The sequence below is a fragment of the Salinivibrio kushneri genome (assembly GCF_005280275.1).
Classification (GTDB): domain Bacteria; phylum Pseudomonadota; class Gammaproteobacteria; order Enterobacterales; family Vibrionaceae; genus Salinivibrio; species Salinivibrio kushneri.
The window spans coordinates 2,629,813-2,653,191 of sequence record NZ_CP040021.1; the positions used below are offsets into that span (position 1 = coordinate 2,629,813).

At 52.2% G+C, this 23,379-nt stretch carries 21 protein-coding genes; 15 read left to right on the plus strand and 6 right to left on the minus strand.

Translation table 11 applies throughout. From position 1 onward, the window contains the following. Positions 1-71: 71 nt before the first annotated feature. Positions 72-1,247: a 3-phenylpropionate MFS transporter gene (locus tag FCN78_RS12110; RefSeq protein ID WP_069361530.1), complete on the minus strand. Its 1,176-nt coding sequence runs from the start codon at positions 1,245-1,247 to the stop codon at positions 72-74. A 195-nt stretch (positions 1,248-1,442) separates the two neighbouring features. On the opposite strand from FCN78_RS12110, the gene FCN78_RS12115 reads away from it, so the two are divergent. The 10 genes from FCN78_RS12115 (at position 1,443) to FCN78_RS12160 (ending at position 13,869) form a co-directional block, all read left to right on the plus strand. Beyond that, complete coding sequence (locus tag FCN78_RS12115) at positions 1,443-3,239, plus strand: DUF294 nucleotidyltransferase-like domain-containing protein (protein WP_137317906.1); 1,797 nt, start codon at positions 1,443-1,445, stop codon at positions 3,237-3,239. A gap of 1 nt (position 3,240) precedes the next feature. Then, on the plus strand, positions 3,241-3,864 hold the full coding sequence (locus tag FCN78_RS12120) for a 3'-5' exonuclease (protein ID WP_069361532.1): 624 nt from the start codon (positions 3,241-3,243) through the stop codon (positions 3,862-3,864). Between the two features lie 243 nt (positions 3,865-4,107). Continuing rightward, positions 4,108-6,057, plus strand: coding sequence for an acetate--CoA ligase (acs, locus tag FCN78_RS12125; protein ID WP_077600597.1), 1,950 nt, complete (start codon positions 4,108-4,110; stop codon positions 6,055-6,057). Positions 6,058-6,397: 340 nt separating this feature from the next. Further along, positions 6,398-6,853: a type II 3-dehydroquinate dehydratase gene (gene aroQ / locus FCN78_RS12130; RefSeq protein WP_069361534.1), complete on the plus strand. Its 456-nt coding sequence runs from the start codon at positions 6,398-6,400 to the stop codon at positions 6,851-6,853. 26 nt (positions 6,854-6,879) lie between these two features. After that, complete coding sequence (accB, locus tag FCN78_RS12135) at positions 6,880-7,332, plus strand: acetyl-CoA carboxylase biotin carboxyl carrier protein (RefSeq protein ID WP_069361535.1); 453 nt, start codon at positions 6,880-6,882, stop codon at positions 7,330-7,332. 10 nt (positions 7,333-7,342) lie between these two features. Beyond that, the gene (accC, locus tag FCN78_RS12140) at positions 7,343-8,686 is read left to right on the plus strand and encodes an acetyl-CoA carboxylase biotin carboxylase subunit (protein WP_069361536.1); all 1,344 of its coding nucleotides are present in this window, start codon (positions 7,343-7,345) and stop codon (positions 8,684-8,686) included. A gap of 206 nt (positions 8,687-8,892) precedes the next feature. Continuing rightward, on the plus strand, positions 8,893-9,780 hold the full coding sequence (gene prmA, locus FCN78_RS12145; RefSeq protein ID WP_077651213.1) for a 50S ribosomal protein L11 methyltransferase: 888 nt from the start codon (positions 8,893-8,895) through the stop codon (positions 9,778-9,780). Positions 9,781-10,008: 228 nt separating this feature from the next. Next, positions 10,009-10,974: a tRNA dihydrouridine synthase DusB gene (dusB, locus tag FCN78_RS12150; RefSeq protein ID WP_077459474.1), complete on the plus strand. Its 966-nt coding sequence runs from the start codon at positions 10,009-10,011 to the stop codon at positions 10,972-10,974. 22 nt (positions 10,975-10,996) lie between these two features. Continuing rightward, positions 10,997-11,293 carry a DNA-binding transcriptional regulator Fis gene (fis, locus tag FCN78_RS12155; RefSeq protein WP_021024113.1) on the plus strand — a complete coding sequence of 99 codons (297 nt, stop codon included), beginning with the start codon at positions 10,997-10,999 and terminating at the stop codon, positions 11,291-11,293. 566 nt (positions 11,294-11,859) lie between these two features. Further along, positions 11,860-13,869 (plus strand): RNA-binding domain-containing protein, encoded by a 2,010-nt coding sequence (locus FCN78_RS12160; protein WP_077651204.1) that lies wholly within the window; start codon positions 11,860-11,862, stop codon positions 13,867-13,869. Between the two features lie 138 nt (positions 13,870-14,007). Here FCN78_RS12160 and zntR read toward each other — a convergent pair whose 3' ends face one another. Further along, complete coding sequence (gene zntR / locus FCN78_RS12165) at positions 14,008-14,442, minus strand: Zn(2+)-responsive transcriptional regulator (RefSeq protein WP_077459473.1); 435 nt, start codon at positions 14,440-14,442, stop codon at positions 14,008-14,010. Between the two features lie 261 nt (positions 14,443-14,703). Between zntR and purH the strand changes: the two genes are divergently transcribed. Next, complete coding sequence (gene purH, locus FCN78_RS12170; RefSeq protein WP_077659663.1) at positions 14,704-16,293, plus strand: bifunctional phosphoribosylaminoimidazolecarboxamide formyltransferase/IMP cyclohydrolase; 1,590 nt, start codon at positions 14,704-14,706, stop codon at positions 16,291-16,293. A 21-nt stretch (positions 16,294-16,314) separates the two neighbouring features. Beyond that, positions 16,315-17,601, plus strand: a complete 1,287-nt coding sequence (purD, locus tag FCN78_RS12175) for a phosphoribosylamine--glycine ligase (RefSeq protein WP_077659664.1) — start codon at positions 16,315-16,317, stop codon at positions 17,599-17,601. 44 nt (positions 17,602-17,645) lie between these two features. Here purD and FCN78_RS12180 read toward each other — a convergent pair whose 3' ends face one another. Further along, on the minus strand, positions 17,646-18,320 hold the full coding sequence (locus FCN78_RS12180) for a DUF1481 domain-containing protein (RefSeq protein WP_077659665.1): 675 nt from the start codon (positions 18,318-18,320) through the stop codon (positions 17,646-17,648). A gap of 59 nt (positions 18,321-18,379) precedes the next feature. After that, entirely contained in the window at positions 18,380-18,652 is a 273-nt protein-coding gene (hupA, locus tag FCN78_RS12185; protein ID WP_046074522.1) for a nucleoid-associated protein HU-alpha, read from the minus strand. Between the two features lie 223 nt (positions 18,653-18,875). Between hupA and FCN78_RS12190 the strand changes: the two genes are divergently transcribed. Continuing rightward, positions 18,876-19,964 (plus strand): CNNM domain-containing protein, encoded by a 1,089-nt coding sequence (locus FCN78_RS12190; RefSeq protein ID WP_077486498.1) that lies wholly within the window; start codon positions 18,876-18,878, stop codon positions 19,962-19,964. A gap of 45 nt (positions 19,965-20,009) precedes the next feature. Here the strand turns inward: FCN78_RS12190 and FCN78_RS12195 are convergent, their stop codons facing one another. Further along, entirely contained in the window at positions 20,010-20,600 is a 591-nt protein-coding gene (locus FCN78_RS12195; protein WP_077659666.1) for a YjaG family protein, read from the minus strand. A gap of 91 nt (positions 20,601-20,691) precedes the next feature. Here FCN78_RS12195 and FCN78_RS12200 point away from each other — a divergent pair, with 91 nt between their 5' ends. Further along, the gene (locus FCN78_RS12200; protein ID WP_077659667.1) at positions 20,692-21,597 is read left to right on the plus strand and encodes a D-2-hydroxyacid dehydrogenase; all 906 of its coding nucleotides are present in this window, start codon (positions 20,692-20,694) and stop codon (positions 21,595-21,597) included. After that, a complete protein-coding gene (locus FCN78_RS12205) occupies positions 21,598-22,185 on the plus strand; it encodes a uracil-DNA glycosylase family protein (protein WP_069361546.1) in 588 nt (195 codons plus the stop codon). It abuts the gene before it with no gap. A gap of 42 nt (positions 22,186-22,227) precedes the next feature. Here the strand turns inward: FCN78_RS12205 and hemE are convergent, their stop codons facing one another. Continuing rightward, complete coding sequence (gene hemE / locus FCN78_RS12210; RefSeq protein ID WP_077659668.1) at positions 22,228-23,292, minus strand: uroporphyrinogen decarboxylase; 1,065 nt, start codon at positions 23,290-23,292, stop codon at positions 22,228-22,230. Between the last annotated feature and the right edge of the window lie 87 nt (positions 23,293-23,379).

Genomic DNA, 23,379 nt, shown 5'->3' on the forward strand with positions numbered 1-23,379 from the left:
TATTCGCTTTGTGGGCACCCTAGCTAACTTTACTGCAAGCCTAACCGTGCTTTATTACAGTTTAGGTCTGCCTATGCCACCTTAGCTTGCTTGGCACGCCAAAAGGCCGGTTCACGCAGCGGTAAAACAAAAACAGGCAGCGCGAGCAGTGCCATGGTATAGAAGGTGCCAGAGGGCGATACGGCATAAATCCACCCGCTTGCCGTGGTCAGCGCCGCCACCACTGCGCCCATTGGCAACGCATTGTACGCCGCTTGTGTGGCCACCAATCGCGCCCCACACTCGCGCTGAATATACTGCATCGCGCCCAGGTGCGCGCCGGCAAACGTAATGCCGTGGAGCAGTTGCACCAGGATCACTGGCACCGCGGCGGTCGTCGTCCCTGTGATCCCCCAACGCAGCAATACACCCACAGCCGCCAATTGGAACAAGGCTTTGGATGACCAGCCATTAAAAAGCCGCGCGCCTAAGGCAAAGACGGCTACTTCCGCCACCACCCCGAGGCTCCACAAATAGCCGACAATGCTCTCGCTATATCCAGCCTGCTTCCAGTAGATCGCACTAAAACTGTAATACGCTGCGTGGCTGCCTTGCAGCAGGGAGGCGATTAACAAGAACACGACCACCTGACGGTCGCGGAAAAGCTGACGCATCGAGACTTTGCTATTGGTCATATCGCGCTCGCTTTGTGGCATCAATGTCGGCCGACGCAACGTCAGCAACAAACAGGCAGACAAGCCGCCAATCGCGACCCAAGGAATAATCGCCGCCGATTGCTCGGTCACCAGCCACCCGGTCAAACTCGACCCAACAATAAAGGCGATCGATCCCCAAAGACGGGTTCGACCATAGTCGATAACTTTATGGCGCGCATAATAGTTGGCAAGCGCATCTGACAGCGGGACGGAGGGACCAATGGCAAGATTAAACAACACAGTCACCAACGCCAGCCACCACACATTGGCTCCCATTAAGGGGTGCAATACACACGTCACTAACGCCATGAGCGTCAATGCCCTCAGAGCGGGCAGCAAGGCTTCAACCTGTTGCACACGCGGTGTAAAGACTAAATTAGCCACACAACGGGTCGCGAAACCGAGTCCTATCAAGGTGCCGATCACACCTGAATTTAGGCCTAGGTACTCAAACCATACCGCCCAAAACGGCAGATACACACCATAGGAAAAAAAGAAGCCACCAAAGTATTCTGACAGCCAGCGAAACGGAGAACATTGGGTTACGGTCATCTCATTACTTCACATTAAGATAGATACTCGCTAAGTGTCGCAGCTCTGTGCGAGGAAAAAAAGACACGTGCACCACGAATGTCGACAAATGCGTGGGGGTGGCCAATCCGTATACGTCCTTGGCTAGACTAAAGTCGGCTAGCGAGATCGAAAAGGGTGAGACACACTGTGAATACCACAGTGAGGAGTTCGACTATGCCTGAACCTTTTGACACCTCTCATGCGCCCTTTGACTGCCTAACCGCATCACAAGTCAAACAATGCCGCCAAGCACTCGACGTTGCCTACTTTCGCCGTGGCGACACCCTGATCCAACCCGGTGATACGGGCGAGCAGCTCTTTATCATTATTAAAGGCAGCGTGGAAGAAGTGTCAGAAGACGGTAAGGAAGTATTTTCTCATTATACCACCGACGACTTATTTGACGTGCCAGCGCTGCTTAATGGCACCGCCAAACATCGATACCGTGCGCTAGAAGATACCCTCTGTCATTTATTGCCTGCTGAGGTGTTTCTCGCCATTTATCATCATAATCACGCGTTTCGAGGCTACTTTGATACCAACCTTCAGCGCCGACAAACGCTGATGGTGCAAGCGCGTCAGCAGCAAAACCTCGCCGAGTTTATGCTCACTCGGATTGATGACAGCAATATTCAACCTGCCTTGTGTGTCGCCTCCGACGTACCCCTGCATGTTGCCACCGCCCAGATGAAAGCCGAGCGCTGCGACTGCGCCTTGGTAGATGATGAAAAGGGCGACTGCGGCATTATCACCCGCACCAATTTGCTTCATGCGCTCGTGCTAGAGGGCTACGATCAATCCGTGCCTGTTGGCGAGGTGGCCACACGTCCGGTGATCAGTGTCGAACGCGGCGACTTTCTCTTTCACGCCATGATTAAGATGACACGCCAGCGCGTAAAACGTGTCCGGGTCGTCAATGAACACGGAAACACTGCAGGGATGCTCGATCTTCCTCAGGTACTGAGCCTCTTTTCCACTCACTCTCACGTACTTAACTTACAGATTGCCCGCGCACAAACCATTGACGAACTGGTGATCGCCGCAAACAGCCAGAGCAAGCTGGTACACACCTTATTTAATAATGGCATTCACACCCGCTTTGTAATGCAGCTTATCGCCACCGTGAATGAGCAAATCATGGAAAAAGCCTTCCGCTTGTTAGTGCCCGAGGCTTACCAAAGCCAGTGCTGCTTGGTGGTAATGGGCTCTGAAGGACGCGGCGAGCAAGTGCTTAAAACCGACCAAGACAACGCCTTGATTCTCGCCGACGATCTCAACTGGCCCGATTGCCAACAAGTGATGGAGACCTTTTCACACACGCTCTATCAACTCGGTTACCCGCCCTGTCCGGGTCACGTGATGGTCAGTAACCCCAAATGGGTGAAAACCGCCACGCAATGGCAGCAAACCGTGCGTAATCTGGCACAAAGTGCCAATCATCAAAGTGTCATGGACTTGGCGATCCTCGCTGACAGCCAGCCGATCGCCGGCGATCTGAGTCTGATTGATGCGATCCACCCCCCCCTCAACGACACCTTGACCGACAATATGTTGACGCTCAACACCTTTGTCCGCCCTGCACTCGCCTTTCGCGTCCCTCTCACCGTGTTTGGCTCGCTCAAAAGCAGTAAAGAAGGGCTAGATATCAAAAAAGGCGGGATTTTCCCCATCGTCCATGGCGTGAGAACCATGAGTTTAGAAAAGGGCGTGCGCCACACCAACACCTTTGAGCGGCTGGAGCAGCTTGCCAACCTAGGGGCACTGGCGGAAGAAACGGCGGAAAACCTCTCCGAGGCCTTGAAGCTGTTTATCCGATTACGTTTAAGGCAACAATTGAGTGGCGAGCCACAAAGCAATTACCTCGACGTGGCACACCTCCCTTCGAGCGAACGCGACTTGCTACGCCACGGGCTGCATGTGGTGAAAAAGTTTAAAGAGTCACTCGCTTTCCATTATCACGTGAGGGACTAATTTGAATTGGCTGACTCGGCATTGGTACCGTCATCGTCTACGACACTCACCCTATCGGGACTTATTTTTGCCCCCCGACTCAAACACGCTGATTTCACTGGACTGTGAGACCACCAGCTTGGATCCGCATCGTGCAGAGTTGGTTACGATTGCGGCCACCCCGATCAAAGGCAACCGGATCCTCACCAGTCACGCCCTCACCTTGACGCTGGCCGCGCCAGAAAGTCTGAGCGCCGGCTCGGTCAGAATTCACCAACTCCGCCACCAAGATCTCACCCATGGAGTCAGTGGGGAACAGGCGATCACTGCGCTGGTCGACTTTATTGGTAACCACCCCTTAGTTGGTTACCATATCCGTTACGATAAATGCATTCTTGATCGTTACGCGCGCCAGTACCTTGGCTTTCCACTGCCCAATCCTCTGATTGAAGTCAGTGATATTTATCAACGCAAACTCGAGCGCCTGCTCCCTAATGCCTATCACGACATCAGCATGGAAGCCATTAGTCGTCACCTCGATGTCCCTTTGCCGGCCCGGCATGATGCGTTGGATGATGCGCTCGCCGCGGCATTGATTTACGTCCGCCTCACCCAAGGTGAGATGCCCATGCTGCAATCCAAATAACGCATCGAAGCCGCAACTGGCGCACAAACGCAAAGACAAAGTGGGATCCAGCCCCCACTATCTGGCCTGACAACTGCGCAAATCGCTTAAAAATCAATGGGGTCATCCTAAAGTCTAATTGTCGGACGACCCGATATGTCACACCTTTACTGCATGGTTTTCGTTTGCCAGGCAGCGGTAACGCCTGACATCTCATGACATGGAAGCGCCGCGTGGAGCATCGCGGACACGAGGAGAAACAGGATGAGCGATAGTCACGTATACCCCGTCATGCCTTCAATTGCACAAAAGGCACACGCGGATGAAGCCAAGTATCAAGCACTCTATCAGCAGTCAGTGACCGACCCGGAAGGCTTTTGGCGCGAGCACGGGCAAATTCTGGATTGGATGGCGCCTTATACCAAAGTCAAACACACCTCGTTTGATACCGGCCATGTGGATATCCGCTGGTTTGAAGATGGTACCTTGAACGTGGCAGCCAACTGTATTGACCGTCATCTTAAAGACAAAGGCGACCAGGTTGCCTTAATTTGGGAAGGCGACGATCCAAAGGACGATGCCACGCTCACTTATCACCAACTCCACCAGCAAGTATGCCAATTTGCCAATGTCTTAAAAGACAACGGTGTCAGAAAAGGCGATGTGGTGTGTCTGTACATGCCAATGGTGATGGAAGCGGCGGTGGCGATGCTGGCCTGTGCCCGTATTGGTGCCGTGCATACCGTGGTGTTTGGCGGCTTTTCTCCCGAAGCACTGGCAGGCCGGATTATTGATTCCAATGCCAAGGTAGTGGTGACCGCCGATGAAGGAATACGTGGTGGCCGTGCGGTGCCCCTGAAGAAAAACGTCGATGATGCCCTCGCCAATCCCAATGTGAAGTCGATTGAAAAAGTGGTGGTCTACCAACGCACCGGCGGCGATATTGACTGGCACAATCATCGTGATGTCTGGTGGCACGAGGCCACTGCGAAGGTGTCTGATAACTGCCCTGCTGAAGAGATGAAAGCCGAAGATCCTTTGTTTATTCTCTATACATCTGGCTCCACAGGCACGCCAAAAGGGGTACTGCATACGACCGGTGGCTATCTGGTGTATGCGGCGATGACCTTTAAGTATGTCTTCGACTATCAAGAGGGAGACGTGTTCTGGTGTACAGCGGATGTTGGTTGGATCACCGGCCACAGCTACTTGGTATACGGGCCGCTGGCCAACGGCGCGAAAACAATCTTATTTGAAGGCGTCCCCACTTATCCAAGCACCGCACGAATGAGTGAAGTCGTCGATAAGCACCAAGTGAATATTCTTTACACCGCGCCGACCGCCATCCGTGCATTGATGGCCAAAGGCAATGAAGCCGTCGCTGGCACCCAACGCGACTCACTGCGGATCATGGGCTCGGTGGGTGAACCCATTAACCCAGAGGCATGGGAGTGGTATCACAGCACCATTGGCAACCAAGCCTGTCCGATTGTCGACACCTGGTGGCAAACGGAAACCGGTGGGATCTTGATCACCCCACTGCCCGGTGCCACCGCACTAAAACCGGGCTCGGCAACGCGTCCTTTCTTTGGCGTACAGCCGGCCTTGGTGGATAACATGGGCCATATACTCGAGGGCGCCACCGAGGGTAACCTCGTGATGCTCGACTCGTGGCCAGGACAGATGCGTACCGTCTTTGGCGATCACGACCGCTTCGAGCAAACTTATTTCTCCACCTTTAAAGGCATGTACTTTACCGGTGACGGGGCGCGTCGTGATGAAGACGGCTATTACTGGATCACCGGGCGCGTCGATGATGTCCTCAATATCTCGGGTCACCGAATGGGTACCGCCGAAGTCGAATCCGCGCTCGTCGCATTCGATAAAATTGCCGAAGCCGCGATTGTTGGTGTGCCACACGATATCAAAGGCCAAGCGATCTATGCCTATATCACCCTTAATGCCGGTGAAGTGCCCAGTGCCGAACTCCACAAGGAAGTCAAAGAGTGGGTGCGCAAAGAAATTGGCCCGATTGCGACGCCCGACTTCATCCACTGGACGGATGCACTGCCTAAAACCCGTTCAGGCAAAATCATGCGTCGCATTCTGCGCAAAATCGCCACCGGTGATACCGGTAGTCTGGGCGATACCTCGACATTGGCCGATCCCAGTGTGGTGGATAAGCTTATCGCAGAAAAAGAAAGTGTGGTCTAACCCTCACGAAAGATTGCTTAGCAACCTTTGCCGCCTGCGGGCGGCTTTTTTGATCCCCAGCACACGGGAAACGGAACTCTTTCCCTCCCTCGCAATCACACAAAAAGTAGGGGCATGAGGGGTCACCTCGCGTCAAACCGCCCGTCACTCACCATTTTTTGATAGCAAAAGGACAAAGTGTGCTGATTAGACCAGTATTTTGCTGCGATTTGCGCTGAAGTCTCTATAATTGCTGTCAGTAAGGACAAATTTGCATGGTATGCGCCGTCATAACATGCCCACCGGCTGGAATCCGCATTAAGCTGCACAATAACAGCGAATAGGAGAAGTAAGCGTCAAGATGTCTACAAAAAACCAAGTTTTAGTTTTAAATGGCCCAAACCTTAATTTGCTTGGCAAGCGTGAGCCCGAGCATTACGGCGCCCAGACCCTTAGCCAAATCATGGCGGGCTTAGAGGCACAAGCCGCTACCTTGGGTCTCAGTCTTGAACACTTTCAATCCAATAGCGAAGCTAGCCTCATCGATAAAGTCCACCAAGCCATGGAGACCGTAGACTTTATCATTATCAACCCAGCAGCGCTGACCCATACCTCTGTCGCCCTGCGTGACGCCCTATTAGGGGTCGACATCCCTTTTATCGAAGTGCACTTGTCGAATGTCTACGCACGTGAGTCCTTCCGGCATCACTCGTACTTTTCGGATAAAGCCGTCGGGGTGCTCAGCGGCTTTGGTGCTGATGGTTATGAATTCGCCTTAACAGCGGCCGCGCGTCATTTGGCGTTTGCGGCTGAGTAAAACAAAACATAAAGAAGAGACCTATCATGGATATCCGTAAGATTAAGAAACTGATCGAGCTTGTTGAAGAGTCAGGCATCTCTGAGCTAGAGATTGCCGAAGGCGAAGAGTCAGTTCGTATCAGCCGCTCTTCCCCAGCGGCGCCTGCGCAAATGGCTGCGCCACAATACGCACCGGCACCCGCCCCGGCACCCGCCGCGCCTGAAGCGCCGGCCGCCGAACCTGCAAGCGCACCGCAACCGAGCGGGCATCAAGTGCTTTCACCGATGGTCGGTACCTTCTATCGTGCACCAAGCCCAGAATCGGCCGCATTTGTCGAAGTCGGTAGCCACGTGCAAGAAGGCGACGCCTTGTGTATTGTCGAAGCGATGAAGATGATGAACCAAATCCAAGCCGACAAGAGCGGTGTGGTCAAAGCGATTCTCTGTGAAGACGGTCAGCCCGTTGAATTCGACGAACCACTCGTGATCATCGAATAAGCGAGGGCGCATGTTAGATAAAATTGTAATTGCTAACCGCGGTGAAATTGCATTGCGCATTTTGCGTGCGTGCAAAGAGCTGGGGATTAAAACCGTCGCGGTACACTCGACCGCTGACCGCGATCTTAAACACGTGTTGCTCGCCGATGAAACCGTCTGTATCGGCCCTGCACCGAGTAACCAAAGCTATCTGAATATTCCTCGCATCATCAGCGCCGCTGAAATTACCGGCGCGGTGGCCATTCACCCCGGTTACGGCTTCCTATCCGAAAACGCTGATTTTGCCGAGCAGGTTGAGCGTTCAGGGTTTGTCTTTGTCGGCCCCAAAGCCGAGACCATCCGCCTGATGGGCGATAAGGTATCGGCGATTGAAGCGATGAAGAAAGCAGGGGTGCCCTGTGTCCCCGGTTCAGATGGCCCGCTGGGTAGCGATCAGGAAAAAAACAAAACCATTGCCAAACGTATTGGCTATCCGGTGATCATCAAAGCATCCGGTGGCGGCGGTGGCCGGGGGATGCGCGTGGTGCGCTCTGAAGCGGAGCTTATCGATGCGATTGCCATGACCCGCGCCGAAGCCAAATCTGCATTTAGCAACGACATGGTTTACATGGAAAAATTCCTTGAGAACCCTCGCCATGTTGAAGTGCAAGTCTTGGCCGACGGTCAAGGCGGGGCGATTCACCTGGGTGAACGCGATTGCTCAATGCAGCGCCGTCACCAAAAAGTGGTTGAAGAAGCGCCAGCCCCTGGAATTACCGCAGAGATGCGTAAATTCATTGGCGAGCGCTGCTGCCGCGCATGTGTTGAGATTGGTTATCGCGGCGCAGGTACCTTTGAGTTCTTATATGAAAACGGCGAGTTCTACTTTATTGAGATGAACACTCGCATCCAGGTCGAGCACCCCGTTACCGAAATGGTGACTGGCGTCGACTTGGTCAAAGAACAACTCCGCATTGCGGCGGGTCAGCCACTGTCGTTCACCCAAGACGACATCCAAATTCGCGGCCACGCGGTGGAATGCCGGATCAACGCTGAAGATCCAGAGCGCTTTATCCCGAGCCCAGGCAAAATTGAACGCTTCCACTCTCCAGGCGGAATGGGCGTGCGTTGGGAGTCACACGTGTACGCGGGCTATCAGGTTCCGCCCCATTATGACTCCATGGTTGGCAAGCTTATCTGTTACGGCGAGAACCGTGACGTCGCGATTGCGCGTATGCGGAATGCCCTCGCGGAAACCGTGATTGATGGGATTAAAACCAACATTCCTCTCCAGCTCGATATTATGAATGACGAGCACTTCCAACACGGCGGTGCCAACATTCATTATCTCGAGAAGAAACTCGGCTTGTCGTAATCATGCCGCTGGCCATCATCGAGGCCATGCCATCAACGTTAGCAACCAAACCGCCGTTAATCGGCGGTTTTTTGCATAAAACCCGCGCTAACTGGCAAAAAATCCCACCCACCCTCAATGCTCATCATGCTGTCATCATCTTGTGCAGCGAGCACAGTATGGATCTGGTAAAATCGCCGTATTCCTTTTCCGACACGAGACTCACCATGCCTTGGATCCAACTCAAATTGAATGCGACGTCTGATAACGCCGAAGCGATTGGCGACCTGCTAATGGAAGAAACCGGCGCGCTGTCTGTCACCTTCTTAGACGCTAAAGACACACCGGTTTTTGAGCCCTTACCCGGTGAAACCCGCTTATGGGGCGAGACAGATATCATGGCCTTGTATGATGCGCACACTGACATGAGTGATGTATTGGCCATGATCAGCACCAGCCCACTGCTCGCTGATGACTTTGCCCATAAAGTAGAGCAACTGGAAGACAAAGACTGGACGCGCGCATGGATGGATAACTTTAAGCCCATTCAATGTGGCCAGCGACTTTGGATCTGTCCAACCTGGTGTGAAGTGCCTGATGATAAAGCTGTGAACGTGATGCTCGACCCGGGCCTCGCCTTTGGCACCGGCTCACACCCAACTACCGCACTGTGCTTGGAATGGCTTGATAGCCTAGATCTAAGTGGCAAAACCGTGGTCGATTTTGGCTGTGGATCCGGCATTCTCGCGATTGCGGCGATTAAACTGGGTGCCGAGCGTGTGATTGGTATTGATATTGACCCACAAGCGCTGTTGGCATCAAAAGACAACGCCGAGCGCAATGGTGTCGCCGACCAACTTCACCTCTATCTTCCTAAGGACCAACCGGCCGATCTCAAAGCCGATGTGGTGGTTGCTAACATTCTTGCCGGACCGTTGCGTGAATTATCGAGTGTCATCAAAGGCCTGATCAAACCCGGCGGTCAGCTAGCGATGTCTGGCGTGCTAGAAACTCAAGCGGATGATGTGGCGAACCATTACCGTGACAGTCTCACTATCGACCCGATTGTCGAGCGCGAAGAGTGGTGCCGCATAAGCGGGAATTTACCTGCTTAAACAGCTCATTGGCACCCATAAAGCCTGACACACTCGCCACGCCAGTGCATCAGGCTTATTTAATGAGCATACCGAACTGCTTGATTAATCAGCGAAACGCCATCGATACAAAAAGAACTGTAAAAATCAAGCCATCAATGCTCAAATATTGTCCTTTTCAGATACTGAAAAAATGCGTAAAATGCGCGCCCTTGCTGACTCAGAGCGGCTGAAGAGGATTTAGAGCTTTTGCGTATCGGACCCTACACCCTGGATGTCCCCTTGATCGTGGCCCCAATGGCCGGCGTGACAGATAGACCATTTCGTGAGTTATGCCTTGCATATGGTGCGGGCATGGCGATCAGTGAAATGATGTCGTCGAATCCGGCGTTGTGGCGAACGAGCAAGTCGCAAAAGCGCATGGTTCATATTGACGAATCCGGTCTGCGTTCAGTGCAAATCGCGGGGGCTGAACCCGAGCTTATGGCTGACGCGGCGCAGTTTTGTGTGGAGAACGGGGCGCAAATTATTGACATCAACATGGGTTGTCCAATGAAAAAGGTCAACAAAAAGTTAGCAGGCTCTGCCTTGCTAACGCGGCCTGATCTCATTGAACAAATCCTCAAAGCCACGGTAAACGCGGTGGATGTTCCCGTGACACTCAAAACGCGCACAGGCTGGGATCCGGACAATAAGAATTGTGTTGAGATCGCCCGGATGGCGGAAGATTGTGGCATCCAAGCCCTTGCACTGCATGGCCGCACGCGTGCCTGTATGTACAAAGGTGAAGCAGAATACGACAGCATTAAGGCTGCCAAGGCAGCGGTATCCATTCCGGTGATTGCCAATGGCGACATTGACTCACCAGAAAAAGCTCAGTATGTCCTCGACTACACGGGTGCGGATGCGGTAATGATTGGTCGCCCTGCTCAGGGACGCCCGTGGATTTTTCGCGAAATCCACCACTATCTCACCACAGGTGAGCACTTGCCTGCCCCTTCGTTAGAAGAGGTTAGGACGATTTTGTTGGGTCATGTTCAAGAGCTTCATCAGTTTTATGGGGAGCTCAAAGGGTTACGTATTGCCCGTAAACACGTGGGCTGGTACCTAAAAGAGCATGACCAAATTGGCGACTTTCGCCGCACCTTCAACGCAATCGAAGATGCACCACAGCAGATCGATGCGCTGCAAGGCTACTTCGACAACGTTGCATAAATACGAGAAGAGCTGACAGAATATGTTCGAACAAAACCTGACTTCCGAAACATTGACAGTAACGACTGTAACTTCACAAGATCAAATTACGCAAAAGCCACTTCGTGACTCTGTAAAAGCGTCCTTGAAGAACTACCTCGCGCAATTGAATGGCCAGGAAGTCAACGATCTGTATGAGCTTGTCCTCGCAGAAGTTGAGCAGCCACTGCTGGATACCATCATGCAATACACGCGCGGCAACCAAACCCGCGCAGCCACCATGATGGGCATCAACCGCGGTACATTGCGTAAGAAACTGAAAAAATACGGCATGAACTGATTGCCGAGGAATAAATCCTTGATAATAAAGCCGTGCCACCTTCTTGGGGACACGGCTTTTTTGTTATCTGTTCCCCTAACATGTCCATTCGATAAAGGCTTAAGGCTTTGCATATCAACCAATTAACCCTGACCGGCTACAATAACTGTTTTACTGCTTCGGCTTTTAATGGTTTGGGATCACGTTTATGCTCATAGACACCTCTTTTAGCGAGTTTAGATAACTAAAAGCAGCCTAACAAATCAGTGGCGATTCAGGCACAAGCATGACACTCAGACTGAAGTTGACCATTTAAGATAACTCCATGCACCTCAGCTGGCGTTTCATGTCTCTGCGCTTAGCTTTGTCTCCCAGAAGTTTTTCGGACCGCTGTCAGCCTCTCATAAAGAATAATCTAGATCGTTGATTTGAAGAACATCACTTGTGGCACGCAAGCTATTTCAGTTGGTCATAACGACAGAGATCATACAATCTGCTGCTTCACCAGCAGATCGAGCCTTTAAAAAACAGTATCATATTAAGTCTTATCAAGCTGAACAGACACCACCATACGCAGCGGCGAGCAAATGAACATAGCTATCGAGGATATCCTAGACCTTAAAACCCTGGTTGAGTCTGACCAAGTCGAGTTCAAACTGGCTGGCGGTAAAGACGGTAAAGGAGCATTGCCCAAAGACTTCTGGTCATCCTACTCGGCCATGGCCAACGGCCGTGGCGGGTGGGTTATACTCGGTGTTCTAGAAAAACATGGTGAGTTCACTCCTGTTGGCGTCAGCGAACCCGAAAAATTGAAAACAGACCTTTTCAATCAACTCAATGATCGCGACAAGGTCAGTAGCAATGTAATATCCAATCAGGATGTACAACATGTAATGCTACAGGATAAGCCTGTACTGGCTGTTCACGTTCCACCTGCATCTCGCAAGCAAAAGCCTGTTCATCTGAAGAAAACGCCTTTCGGAAATACTTACTTACGTATACACGAGGGAGATCGTCGCTGTGACGATGAAACAGTCAAGCGCATGCTCGCTGAACAGCTCTATGACAGTCGCGACAATGAAGTTCTTTCGGATCATTACAGTTTTGCTGATGATATCAGCATTGATAGCTTGAAGACCTACCGCAACCTGCTCGCAGCACATAGTCCCCAGCATCCATACCTTGAATATGAACTCTTCGAATTATTCAAAAAGATAGGTGGATGGCGAAAAGACCGTGAAACAGGCAAGCAAGGGATCACCATAGCAGGCATACTCATGTTCGGTAATTGGGAAGCTATTACCGCAGCAGCGCCTAATTACTTTGTCGATTATCAAGAACGACCCGAAGCCAAGACTGAACTACGATGGATTGATCGTGTCTGCCCTGATGGCACTTGGTCAGGCAACCTTTTTGATTTCTATCGCAAAGTCTACCAAAAGCTTACAGCCGAACTAAAAGTACCATTCACGCTAGAACAAGGACAACGCAAAGCTGATACGCCTGTTCACACTGCACTTCGTGAAGCACTAGTCAATTGTATCGTCCATGCAGACTTTACTGAGCGCGTTTCTATTTTAGTCGTCAAACGGCCGGATATGTTCGGTTTTCGAAATCCCGGTCTAATGCGAATACCTCTGGAAGAGGTAATTGCAGGGGGAACCAGTGATTGTCGCAACCGTCTGCTACATCAGATGTTTCTTCTGATAGGCTTAGGCGAACGAGCGGGTTCTGGTATGCCAAAAATCTTTAGTGGGTGGAAATCCGTAAACTGGCGCACTCCAAAGCTCTGGGAGAAAATGCCGCCGGCTCAAACATTATTAGAGCTATCTACAGCGAGTTTAATCCCAAATGACATTCGTAAGCTTCTACACCAACAATTTGGTGAGAGCTTTAACAGATTGGATGACTTTGAACAACTCATTGTGACAACCGCAGCGGTGGAAGGGTGGATCAATCATGAACGTGCTTGTCAGCTTACAACTCGTCACTCAAGGGAAGTGACACTCGCTTTACCTCGTTTAGAAGCTAAAGGGTTTCTTGTTTCAAATGGGGAGCAGAAACAAAAGACCTACACATTGCCCGGCGTAACGCTACCTACTCCAGACGAAGTATTTGCCTCTATTAGTACTAGAAATATTGCAAGCTCTCTCGAAACCTCCACATATAGCAAGCCTAGCTCCACACATAACGGTTTTAACTCCACATATAACGAAGAGAGCTCCAAACATAGTGCCCCCCCATCAAATAGAGATAACCACGGCCGTCTCATCGCTCTAGAGCATTTTGACTTACCATTTATAGACAGAGTGGAAGAATTGAGCAGTAGCCTCAGAGAAGAGCTAATGGCTTTTGCTCAAGCACCTAGAAAGAAAAAGCGTCTCAGAAAAGAACAGATGACCTCTGCTATCGCCAATGTATGCCAGGGGCACTACGTTTCCGCCGCTGCCTTAGCTGTCATTTTAGATAGAGACCAACAATCAATACGGCAGCAGTACCTTAAGGCTATGGTAGACAATGAGCAGCTTGGTCTGGCCTTCCCTCAGTACAAAAATCATCCAAGACAAGGCTATACCTCATTAGTCCAAGAGGACTAAGGTAAAAGCCAAACAAACACAAGAAACCTGACAATATGGCACGAGCTAATCAATCATTCGTTTGGTTATGATAAAACGGGCTAGCCGTCAATCGGTTAGCCCGTTTTAGTTATCTATGAGCGCACAAAGCGCCCCACCCTAGCAACATGAATTGGAGTCTTCGCTGTCCGCCAGGGTTTCTAATATCGAGCAATGGGTCGCGTCATCGTCGTCCATACCGCAGCAGGCGGCATTTAAACGTGTCAGTGCATGCTTGACCCGCTCAAGCGCCGCTATCTTCTCTGAGACCTCATTCAGGCGTCGCTGGGTGATCCCCTTCACTTCTGCACAAGTGTGTAAGGTCGCTTCTTCGCGAATGTCGGACAACTCGTGAATTTCATCAAGCGATAACCCCATCTCTTTGCCGCGCAAAATGAACATCACTTGGCTAATGTCCTCATCGGCATAAAGCCGGTATCCACCTTCGGTGCGCGCACTCGGCGCCAGCAAGCCTGATTTTTCATAAAAACGCAGTGTATCGGTGGAGACACCACAGTGCTTGGCTAGCTCACCTATTTGCAGCAACTTGGTCATCACCGCTCCTTTTCATGTTGGATGAACTCTCTTTTTGTAGCAAAGGCGGGCCCTTATGACCAGCGTTGCATGAGAGCCAGAAAGCACTGAGGTGTAAAAACAATAAAAATGTCGCCATCAGCAAATAGCAATCGATTGCGTAGACAAAATCAGATAGAATGGCGCCGTTTTGGCGCTTGCTGGTTTAATAAAGCTCACCCCTGTTGTTATACATAGTGAGCTTTGATAAGCATTCAATCTGTCAGTGAAGAGAACTAAGCCATGGAAAATCTGCGTCCTATTCGTCGCGCGTTACTGAGCGTGTCTGATAAAACCGGTGTGGTCGAGTTTGCCCAAGCACTCGCCCAACGCGGTGTCGAACTGCTATCGACCGGCGGCACGGCCCGTTTACTCGCAGAAAACGGCCTTGCGGTCACCGAAGTCTCCGAGCATACCGGCTTCCCAGAAATGATGGATGGCCGCGTGAAAACCCTCCACCCGAAAATTCACGGCGGCATTTTGGGCCGACGCGGGCAAGACGATGCAGTGATGGAACAGCATCAGATCGCACCGATTGATATGGTGGTAGTGAATCTCTACCCGTTCGCACAAACCGTTGCCAACCCAGATTGCACACGCGAGCAAGCCATCGAAAATATCGATATCGGCGGTCCGACCATGGTGCGCTCAGCGGCGAAAAACCATGCCGACGTCACCATTGTGGTGAACAGCCAAGACTATGATCGCGTGCTCACCGAGATGGATCAGCACCAGCAGTCTTTGACACATGCCACGCGCTTTGATTTAGCGATTGCCGCGTTTGAGCACACCGCGGCCTACGATGCCATGATTGCAAATTACTTTGGCACCCAAGTCCCTACCTACCATCACGCCGAAGACAGCCAAGACTCGCCATTCCCACGTACCCTGACGCAACACTGGGTCAAAAAGCAAGACATGCGCTATGGCGAGAACAGCCATCAGGCAGGCGCGTTTTATACTGAAGCCCAACCGCAAGAGGCCTCGGTGGCGACGGCGACCCAGCTACAGGGCAAGGCGCTGTCTTATAACAATATCGCTGACACCGATGCGGCACTGGAGTGCGTGAAAGAGTTTGAACAGCCTGCCTGCGTGATTGTAAAACACGCCAACCCCTGTGGCGTTGCCATTGGCGAAGACTTACTCAGTGCCTATCAGCGTGCGTATCAAACCGATCCGACCTCAGCATTTGGCGGCATTATTGCCTTTAACCGTGAGCTGGACGGCGACACGGCACACGCCATTGTTGAACGTCAATTTGTTGAAGTGATCATCGCACCTCGCGTCAGTGAGGCCGCCAAAGCGGTGGTTGCGGCAAAGAAAAACGTCCGTCTTCTCGAGTGTGCCCAATGGCAAGCGCGCACCACAGGGTGGGATAGCAAGCGCGTCAATGGCGGCTTGTTAGTCCAAGCCCGCGACCAAGGTATGGTCGGTTTAGACGATTTGCGTATTGTCACTGAGCGTCAGCCCACAGACAAAGAGCTAAGCGATGCGCTATTTTGCTGGAAAGTGGCAAAATACGTGAAATCAAACGCGATTGTGTATGCCAAAGACAGCATGACCATCGGCGTGGGCGCCGGTCAAATGAGCCGCGTCTACTCGGCAAAAATAGCCGGCATCAAAGCGGCCGATGAGCAGCTCGAAGTGGCCGGTAGCGTGATGGCTTCTGATGCCTTCTTCCCTTTCCGTGACGGCATTGATGCTGCGGCAAAAGCCGGGATCACCTGCGTGATCCAGCCGGGTGGCTCGATGCGTGATGAAGAAGTGATTGCCGCCGCCAATGAGCATGGCATGGCGATGGTCTTTACCGGTATGCGCCATTTCCGCCACTAAGTGGGTGATGAAGGAGAAAACATGAAGGTTTTAGTGATTGGTGGCGGTGGCCGCGAACATGCCCTAGCGTGGAAAGCCGCGCAGTCATCGAACGTCGACACCGTTTACTGCGCACCGGGTAATGCCGGCACCGCCCATGAGAAAAAAGTCAGCAATATTGCCATCGCCGCTGATGACGTCGAGGGGTTGCTGGCCTTTGCCCGCGAGCAACAGATTGATTTAACCATCGTCGGCCCTGAAGCGCCCTTGGTGTTGGGCGTGGTCGATGCCTTCCGTGAACACGGCTTGGCCATTTTTGGCCCCACCCAAGCAGCGGCGCAACTTGAAGGCTCCAAAGCCTTCAGCAAAGACTTTTTGGCGCGTCACGGCATTCCCACTGCCGCCTACCGAACCTTTTCGACGGTTGAGCCCGCGCTAGCCTACATCGCGGAAAAAGGTGCGCCCATTGTGGTCAAAGCCGATGGCTTGGCCGCCGGGAAAGGGGTCATTGTGGCGATGACCGAGCAAGAAGCCACCGAGGCGGTGCGCGATATGCTCTCAGGCAATGCGTTTGGTGAAGCCGGCCACCGCGTGGTCATCGAGGAATTCCTGCAAGGTGAAGAAGCAAGCTTTATCGTCATGGTCGATGGTGAGCATGTGCTCCCCATGGCCACCAGCCAAGACCACAAACGGGTTGGAGAGGGCGATACTGGCCTCAATACCGGCGGGATGGGCGCATACTCGCCTGCTCCTGTGGTCACCGATGCGATTCACCAACGCGTGATGGACGAGGTGATTATGCCCACCGTAGAGGGAATGCATGCAGATGGCACCCCCTACACCGGCTTTTTGTACGCAGGACTTATGATTACCGCCGATGGCACGCCAAAAGTGATTGAGTTTAACTGTCGCTTTGGCGATCCGGAAACCCAGCCGATTATGATGCGCTTGCAATCAGACTTGGTTGCGCTTTGCTTGGCAGGTAGCGAAGGGCGTCTTGATAAGGTCGAGTCTCACTGGGATCCGCGTGCAGCCGTGGGTGTGGTCTTAGCCGCTGGCGGCTATCCAGGTGAGTATCGAAAAGGCGATCGCATCACGGGTTTACCCACCGATAGTGAGACGGCCAAAGTGTTTCATGCCGGTACCGCGCTGAAAGACGGTGATATCGTGACCGCTGGCGGACGTGTGCTCTGTGCGACCGCATTAGGTGAGAATGTTACTACGGCAAAACAAGGGGCTGACGCGCTCGCGGCCTTGATTCATTGGCCAGGTTGCTTCTACCGCAATGACATCGCCCACCGCGCCGTTTCCCGCGAGCAAACGGCATAATTGTCGCAACATGATTTAAAAAATGCGCCCTATTGGCGCATTTTTTATTCATCCAATAAGCGAGGGCGCTGTAAACAACGCTTTTCCCCCTCGACATGCACCAAAAAGTCTATCTGGTCGCGACCGATACTAGGGCTGCCTCCCGCAATCACAAAGGTGCCAGGCTGGTTAATACGTTGCACCAAAGACGGTGTCATCGTCTCGGGCAATGCCCAACGCTGACGCTCGCCGTCGCAATCAACCCAATGTTCACCTTGTCGCTGCGCTTGCAGCACCGAGACATTGTTGGCTAGTTGCGCCTGTGCTTGGCGCTCAATGTGATTCGCTTCTTGATACAAGCGGGATAACGTCGCACTGTCTAAAGGCAACAGCGCATCACCTTGATGATAGCGCTGGAACACCGGCTCACCATTGGCGTCAAACCGTACGTGCATCGAAAAGGGCACCAAGCGGTTATCGACCCGCTTTTTTCCTTCACGCTTTAACGCACGCAGACTACCCGCTCGCCAAGCATATTCGCTGCGGTACTGGCCGTAATCGCCTTGCCACGCTCTCTCCGCTAAGCCGATAACCTGCCCCTGTTGGCTATCTAGCCAATAAACGGCGCGATAATCGCCCGCGGCGAATGCGGTGGTATGAGTGACGGGCTTTGGCGGCTTACCACTAGAACAGCCTGTCAGTGCCATCACTAAGGCAAGTATACAGAGGTGAAAGCGCATGGCGGGCTCAGAGACAAAAACGCCATAGCGGGAGGCTATGGCGACATCAGCATGCGTGCTTACTTAACAGCGTCTTTTAACGCTTTACCTGCGACAAACGCAGGGACGTTTGCAGCAGCGATTTGAATTTCTTGACCCGTTTGTGGGTTACGACCGGTGCGTGCTGCACGGTGGTTAAGCTTAAACGTACCGAAGCCAATCAGTTGTACCTGCTCGCCTTCTTTCAAGGCGCCTTCTATACCGCCCAAAGTCGCTTCCAAAGCTGTTTTCGCTTGTGCTTTTGAAAGGTCCGCTTTTTCTGCGATCAGGTCGATCAGTTGGGTCTTGTTCATTATGTCTTCCCTTCTAGGTTTTTTAGAGACGAAGTCACTCTAATTCAAAAGAAGCCCGGCTGGCAAAGGTTTGTGGCGATGAGTGTGGCTGTATGGAGGCTCTTTAACCACAAACTGAGCGCGATCTCACAATTTGTTGCGTTTTTTCTCAGTTGAATGGTTGTAAAAGCCCGCCAATGGCCTGATCTTTAGGGTGTTGATTGGCTTTTAACTCCGGAAATCTATGCTCATTCTGGTTCTTTTTATCTCGCTTTCGATTGGCGTCTCCTTCATTTGCTCCGTACTTGAGGCGGTACTGCTCAGTATCACACCCAGCTACATTGCGAATCTCCGCCACCAAGGGCACCCTGCGGCCGAGCGCCTCAATGCGCTTAAAAAGGATATTGATCGCCCCTTGGCCTCGATTCTGACCCTCAACACCATTGCACATACTGTGGGGGCAGCCGGCGCGGGGGCACAAGCGGCTCACGTGTTTGGTGACGCGTGGGTCGGCGTATTCTCCGCCGTATTGACGCTTGCCATTCTGCTTCTCTCAGAAATCATTCCCAAAACCATTGGCGCCAACTTCTGGCCCCAATTAGCCCCTGGCGCGGCACTGGTACTCAAGTGGATGGTGTGGGCACTGACGCCATTCGTTTGGCTGTCTGAGCAGATCACCAAGCGGCTCAGCGCGGATACCACCCATGTCAAACTACGTGATGAAATCTCAGCGATGGCAATGCTGGCATCAGAAAGTGGGGAAATGGGGGAAGACGAAACACAAATGCTTCATAACATGCTGAAGTTACGTGACCTGCCCGCAACACAGCTGATGACACCGCGCCCGGTCCTGTTTCGCATTCCTGCCGAGATGGATGTGAATACCTTCCTTGACGAGCACGGTGACTGCCCGTTCTCTCGCCCGCTGGTTTACGGTGAGCAGCGTGACGATATTCTAGGCTTTGTCCACAAGTCCAATATCTATGAAGCCAAAACCCAAGGCGCTGGCCAAACGCCGATAGGCAATCTTATGCGCCCCCTCGCGGTGATCCTTCCCGGGAACAGTGTTTTGCAAGCATTTGATATCTTAATGATCCGCCGCGCTCAGTTGGCGATGATTGTCGATGAATATGGCACGGTGCAAGGTATTATCACCTTGGAGGATGTGTTTGAGTACTTAACCGGGCGAGAAATTATCGATGAGGCGGACACGGTCACTGATATGCAACAGCTCGCTTATCAACGTTGGGATGCTTGGAAGAAGCAGCACAACATGATTGAAAGCCAAGATGACGATGAACCACCGGTCCAGCGACATACGGATGAGTCATGATCAGAAAAGGCGGCGCGCGCCGCCTTTTTATCGGGTGACGCGTGCTTACTCGACACCTAATCCAAGGTTACTGACGCCCGCCTCACGCAGCTCTTGGCGGATGCTTTTGATCATCTCCACATCACGGCTTTCCGCACTTTTTAGCACACGGAAAATCGCCCATTGGGCATCCCACTCTTCACAAACCGCTTCAAACCTCTTTTGATTCTCATCCGTCACCGCCTCACCGGTCTGTGCTTCTTCTAGCTGCGCTACGCTGTGGATAGATTGCTGGGAGACTTTCAGGGTAATAGGGAGTATTTCATCACGATCCAATAAGGCGTGAAGAAGCTGAGACAAGGCGATGCAGGCATCAATCGCCGGATAAGTCAGATAAATGGCATCCTCATCAGCGACCGGAATTAATGGCTCTAGCTTTTCCAATTGCCGTTCGAAGTCAATTTTGGCACTTTTAACCGTCTGCGATTCCCATACCGCATCGAGAATATTGCGAAACGCTTGCGGGTCGGCAAATTCAGTTTGGGCACAGTAGAGCGCATAGTTAGGGACCATACGTTCCACCAGCGCAGCCATAAAACTAATGTGCTGCCAGTTTTCACATTTTTCCAAACGCAGTTGTAAAGGGTTTCGTAACATAGTCAGTGAGTCTTTAATAACGGGAAGGTATGTTGTCCTCATGGAATGCGGCCAGTGTACTTGATTCCCCTCACCATAAAAAGGAGCCTTTGTGGATAAAATCTACGTTATCAGCGAGCATGTCGAGACGTATCACCAGTTGCTTGAAACGGCTCAACTTCCCGATCTCGCTATCACCTCATCCGCAGAGGAGGCCAGTGTCTGGTTGGCCGATCCGCCGCTTGCGGCCCCGCTATTACCCAACGCCAAGGCATTGCGTTGGCTTCAGTCGACCTTTGCCGGTACCGATGCCCTGATTAAAGCCCCTTTCCGCGACTATCAGCTCACCAATGTGCGAGGTATTTTCGGCGCATTGATGGCCGAATATGTCTTCGGGTTTGTGCTCAATGAAAGCCGGCATATAAGCCAGTATGCCGAACAGCAAGCACAGCGTTGCTGGCAGCCTCAGCCCTATCAGTCGTTGCGAAGACAAACGCTCGCCCTCTTAGGCACCGGGGCGATTGGCCAGCATATCGCGACCGTCGCACACGCCTTTGGCATGACCGTACTTGGCGTCAACCAAGATGGGCGGCCCGTCGATAGTTTTGATCACACTCTGACACTACCAGCATTAGAGCAACGCTTAGACAAGGTGGATGTGCTGGTCAGTACCTTGCCCGCCACGCCTGAGACGGATAAATGTTTGAATGCGGATTTTTGGCGACAGGCACAAGACCTCATATTCATCAACGTTGGACGGGGTGCCACCTTGGATGAGGCCGCCCTGCTCCACGCGTTAGATAACAAAAAACTCGGCTTGGCGGTCTTGGATGTAATGCAACAAGAGCCACTGCCGAAGCAGCATCCCTTTTGGACACACCCCAACGTGAGAGTGACTCCCCATATTGCGGCGGTCAGTTTTCCTGAGCAGGTGTTTGCGCTATTTGCCGATAACTATCGCCGCTGGCATGCAGGCGAACCGCTCATGCACTCAGTCGATTTTGACAAAGGTTACTAGATGCTTTTCGAGGATTTAGACACGGCTTTAGCCGCGGCCCGAGCGTGTCGGTTATGCCAACACTGGCTACCCGATGGACCTCGCCCTGTTATCCAAGCCAGTGCTAACGCGCGAGTACTGATTATCGGCCAAGCACCAGGACAACGTGTGCATGAGAGTGGGCTGCCATTTAATGACCCTAGTGGTGATCGTTTGCGGGAATGGCTGGGGGTCACTCGCGAGCAGTTTTACCAGCCAGATTTATTTGCCATCATGCCCATGGGTTTTTGTTATCCCGGCAAAGGTCAATCGGGCGATTTACCGCCGGCACGTATCTGCGCGCCTGTTTGGCACCAGGCAATCAAAGCGCATCTTCCTCACGTTGCGGTAACCTTGCTGATTGGCCAATATGCACAGCGGTACTATTTAGCCAATAAACCAAAAACATTGACCGAGACCGTCAAGCACTGGCAAAAGTGGGCGCCTCACACCTTTGCGCTGCCTCACCCTTCCCCCAGAAACACCTTGTGGTTACGTCGCAATCCGTGGTTTGAAGAGGAGGTGGTGCCCGCCATGCGCTATCACGTTCAACAGGCTTTATACGATTGAGGCTAAAAAGAACAACGCTCGCCAACTGGCGAGCGTGTTTTACTAATCGTGGTAAGGGCGCGAGAGTTCATGCACCGCATCAATGAAGGCACCTGCGTTTTCTGGCGGCACATCCAAATGAATGCCATGTCCAAGGTTAAACACATGGCCCGTGCTTTCGCCAAACCCTTCTAGGATGGTAGCAACCTCTTGGCGAATGCGTTCTGGGCTCGCATAGAGCATTGATGGATCCATATTGCCTTGCAGCGCCACTTTGTCGCCAATTCGCGCTTTGGCATCCGCGATGTTAATGGTCCAATCAAGCCCCACACCGTCACACCCTGTGGCCGCAATACGCTCTAACCACATGCCGGCATTTTTGGTAAACAGCGTCACTGGAACACGACGACCGTCGTTTTCGCGAATAAGACCATCCACGATTTTCTGCATATACTGCAAAGAAAAGTCGTTATAGTCGCGTGGCGTGAGCACGCCCCCCCAGGTATCAAACACCATGACCGACTGAGCGCCGGCTTTAATTTGGGCATTCAAATAGCTGATCACGCTATCGGCAAGTTTATCGAGCAAGGCATGCAGCGTTTGAGGCTCGGCATACATCATCTTTTTGATTTTGGTAAAGGCTTTTGAGGTTCCCCCTTCCACCATGTAGGTCGCCAGCGTCCACGGACTTCCCGAAAAACCAATCAAGGGCACGTCACCATTTAACTCGCGACGGATGGTACGCACAGCGTTCATCACATACTGCAACTCCCCTTCGGGATCGGGTATGCCAATTTTATCCACATCAGCTTTACAGGTGATGGGGCGGGAAAACTTGGGGCCCTCGCCCGTTTCAAAGTACAGCCCGAGCCCCATCGCATCAGGAATGGTGAGGATGTCTGAGAACAAGATCGCCGCATCTAAATCGAAACGACGCAGTGGCTGCATGGTGACTTCGCAAGCCAGCTCGGCGTTTTTACACAATGACAAAAAGTCCCCCGCTTGCGCGCGCAGTTCACGATACTCCGGCAGATAACGACCCGCTTGACGCATCATCCATACCGGCGTGCAATCGACTGGTTGCTTGTAGAGGGCGCGTAAATAACGATCGTTTTTTAATTCGGTCATTGTGTTAAACCTGTATGCGAATAGTGGCGCTCATTGTATCACTGTGCGACAGCAACAACAGCCAAGCTTTGTTAACAGGATCATAAA

Coding starts and splice junctions, on each gene's coding strand:
- FCN78_RS12180 (WP_077659665.1), bottom strand. CDS start 18,320: ATGCGCTTTCACCTCTGTATACTTGCCTTAGTGATGGCACTGACAGGC.
- FCN78_RS12190 (WP_077486498.1), top strand. CDS start 18,876: ATGCTCATTCTGGTTCTTTTTATCTCGCTTTCGATTGGCGTCTCCTTC.
- purH (WP_077659663.1), top strand. CDS start 14,704: ATGGAAAATCTGCGTCCTATTCGTCGCGCGTTACTGAGCGTGTCTGAT.
- FCN78_RS12195 (WP_077659666.1), bottom strand. CDS start 20,600: ATGTTACGAAACCCTTTACAACTGCGTTTGGAAAAATGTGAAAACTGG.
- hemE (WP_077659668.1), bottom strand. CDS start 23,292: ATGACCGAATTAAAAAACGATCGTTATTTACGCGCCCTCTACAAGCAA.
- prmA (WP_077651213.1), top strand. CDS start 8,893: ATGCCTTGGATCCAACTCAAATTGAATGCGACGTCTGATAACGCCGAA.
- FCN78_RS12110 (WP_069361530.1), bottom strand. CDS start 1,247: ATGACCGTAACCCAATGTTCTCCGTTTCGCTGGCTGTCAGAATACTTT.
- fis (WP_021024113.1), top strand. CDS start 10,997: ATGTTCGAACAAAACCTGACTTCCGAAACATTGACAGTAACGACTGTA.
- acs (WP_077600597.1), top strand. CDS start 4,108: ATGAGCGATAGTCACGTATACCCCGTCATGCCTTCAATTGCACAAAAG.
- zntR (WP_077459473.1), bottom strand. CDS start 14,442: ATGACCAAGTTGCTGCAAATAGGTGAGCTAGCCAAGCACTGTGGTGTC.
- FCN78_RS12160 (WP_077651204.1), top strand. CDS start 11,860: ATGAACATAGCTATCGAGGATATCCTAGACCTTAAAACCCTGGTTGAG.
- FCN78_RS12115 (WP_137317906.1), top strand. CDS start 1,443: ATGCCTGAACCTTTTGACACCTCTCATGCGCCCTTTGACTGCCTAACC.
- purD (WP_077659664.1), top strand. CDS start 16,315: ATGAAGGTTTTAGTGATTGGTGGCGGTGGCCGCGAACATGCCCTAGCG.
- aroQ (WP_069361534.1), top strand. CDS start 6,398: ATGTCTACAAAAAACCAAGTTTTAGTTTTAAATGGCCCAAACCTTAAT.
- hupA (WP_046074522.1), bottom strand. CDS start 18,652: ATGAACAAGACCCAACTGATCGACCTGATCGCAGAAAAAGCGGACCTT.
- accC (WP_069361536.1), top strand. CDS start 7,343: ATGTTAGATAAAATTGTAATTGCTAACCGCGGTGAAATTGCATTGCGC.
- accB (WP_069361535.1), top strand. CDS start 6,880: ATGGATATCCGTAAGATTAAGAAACTGATCGAGCTTGTTGAAGAGTCA.
- FCN78_RS12205 (WP_069361546.1), top strand. CDS start 21,598: ATGCTTTTCGAGGATTTAGACACGGCTTTAGCCGCGGCCCGAGCGTGT.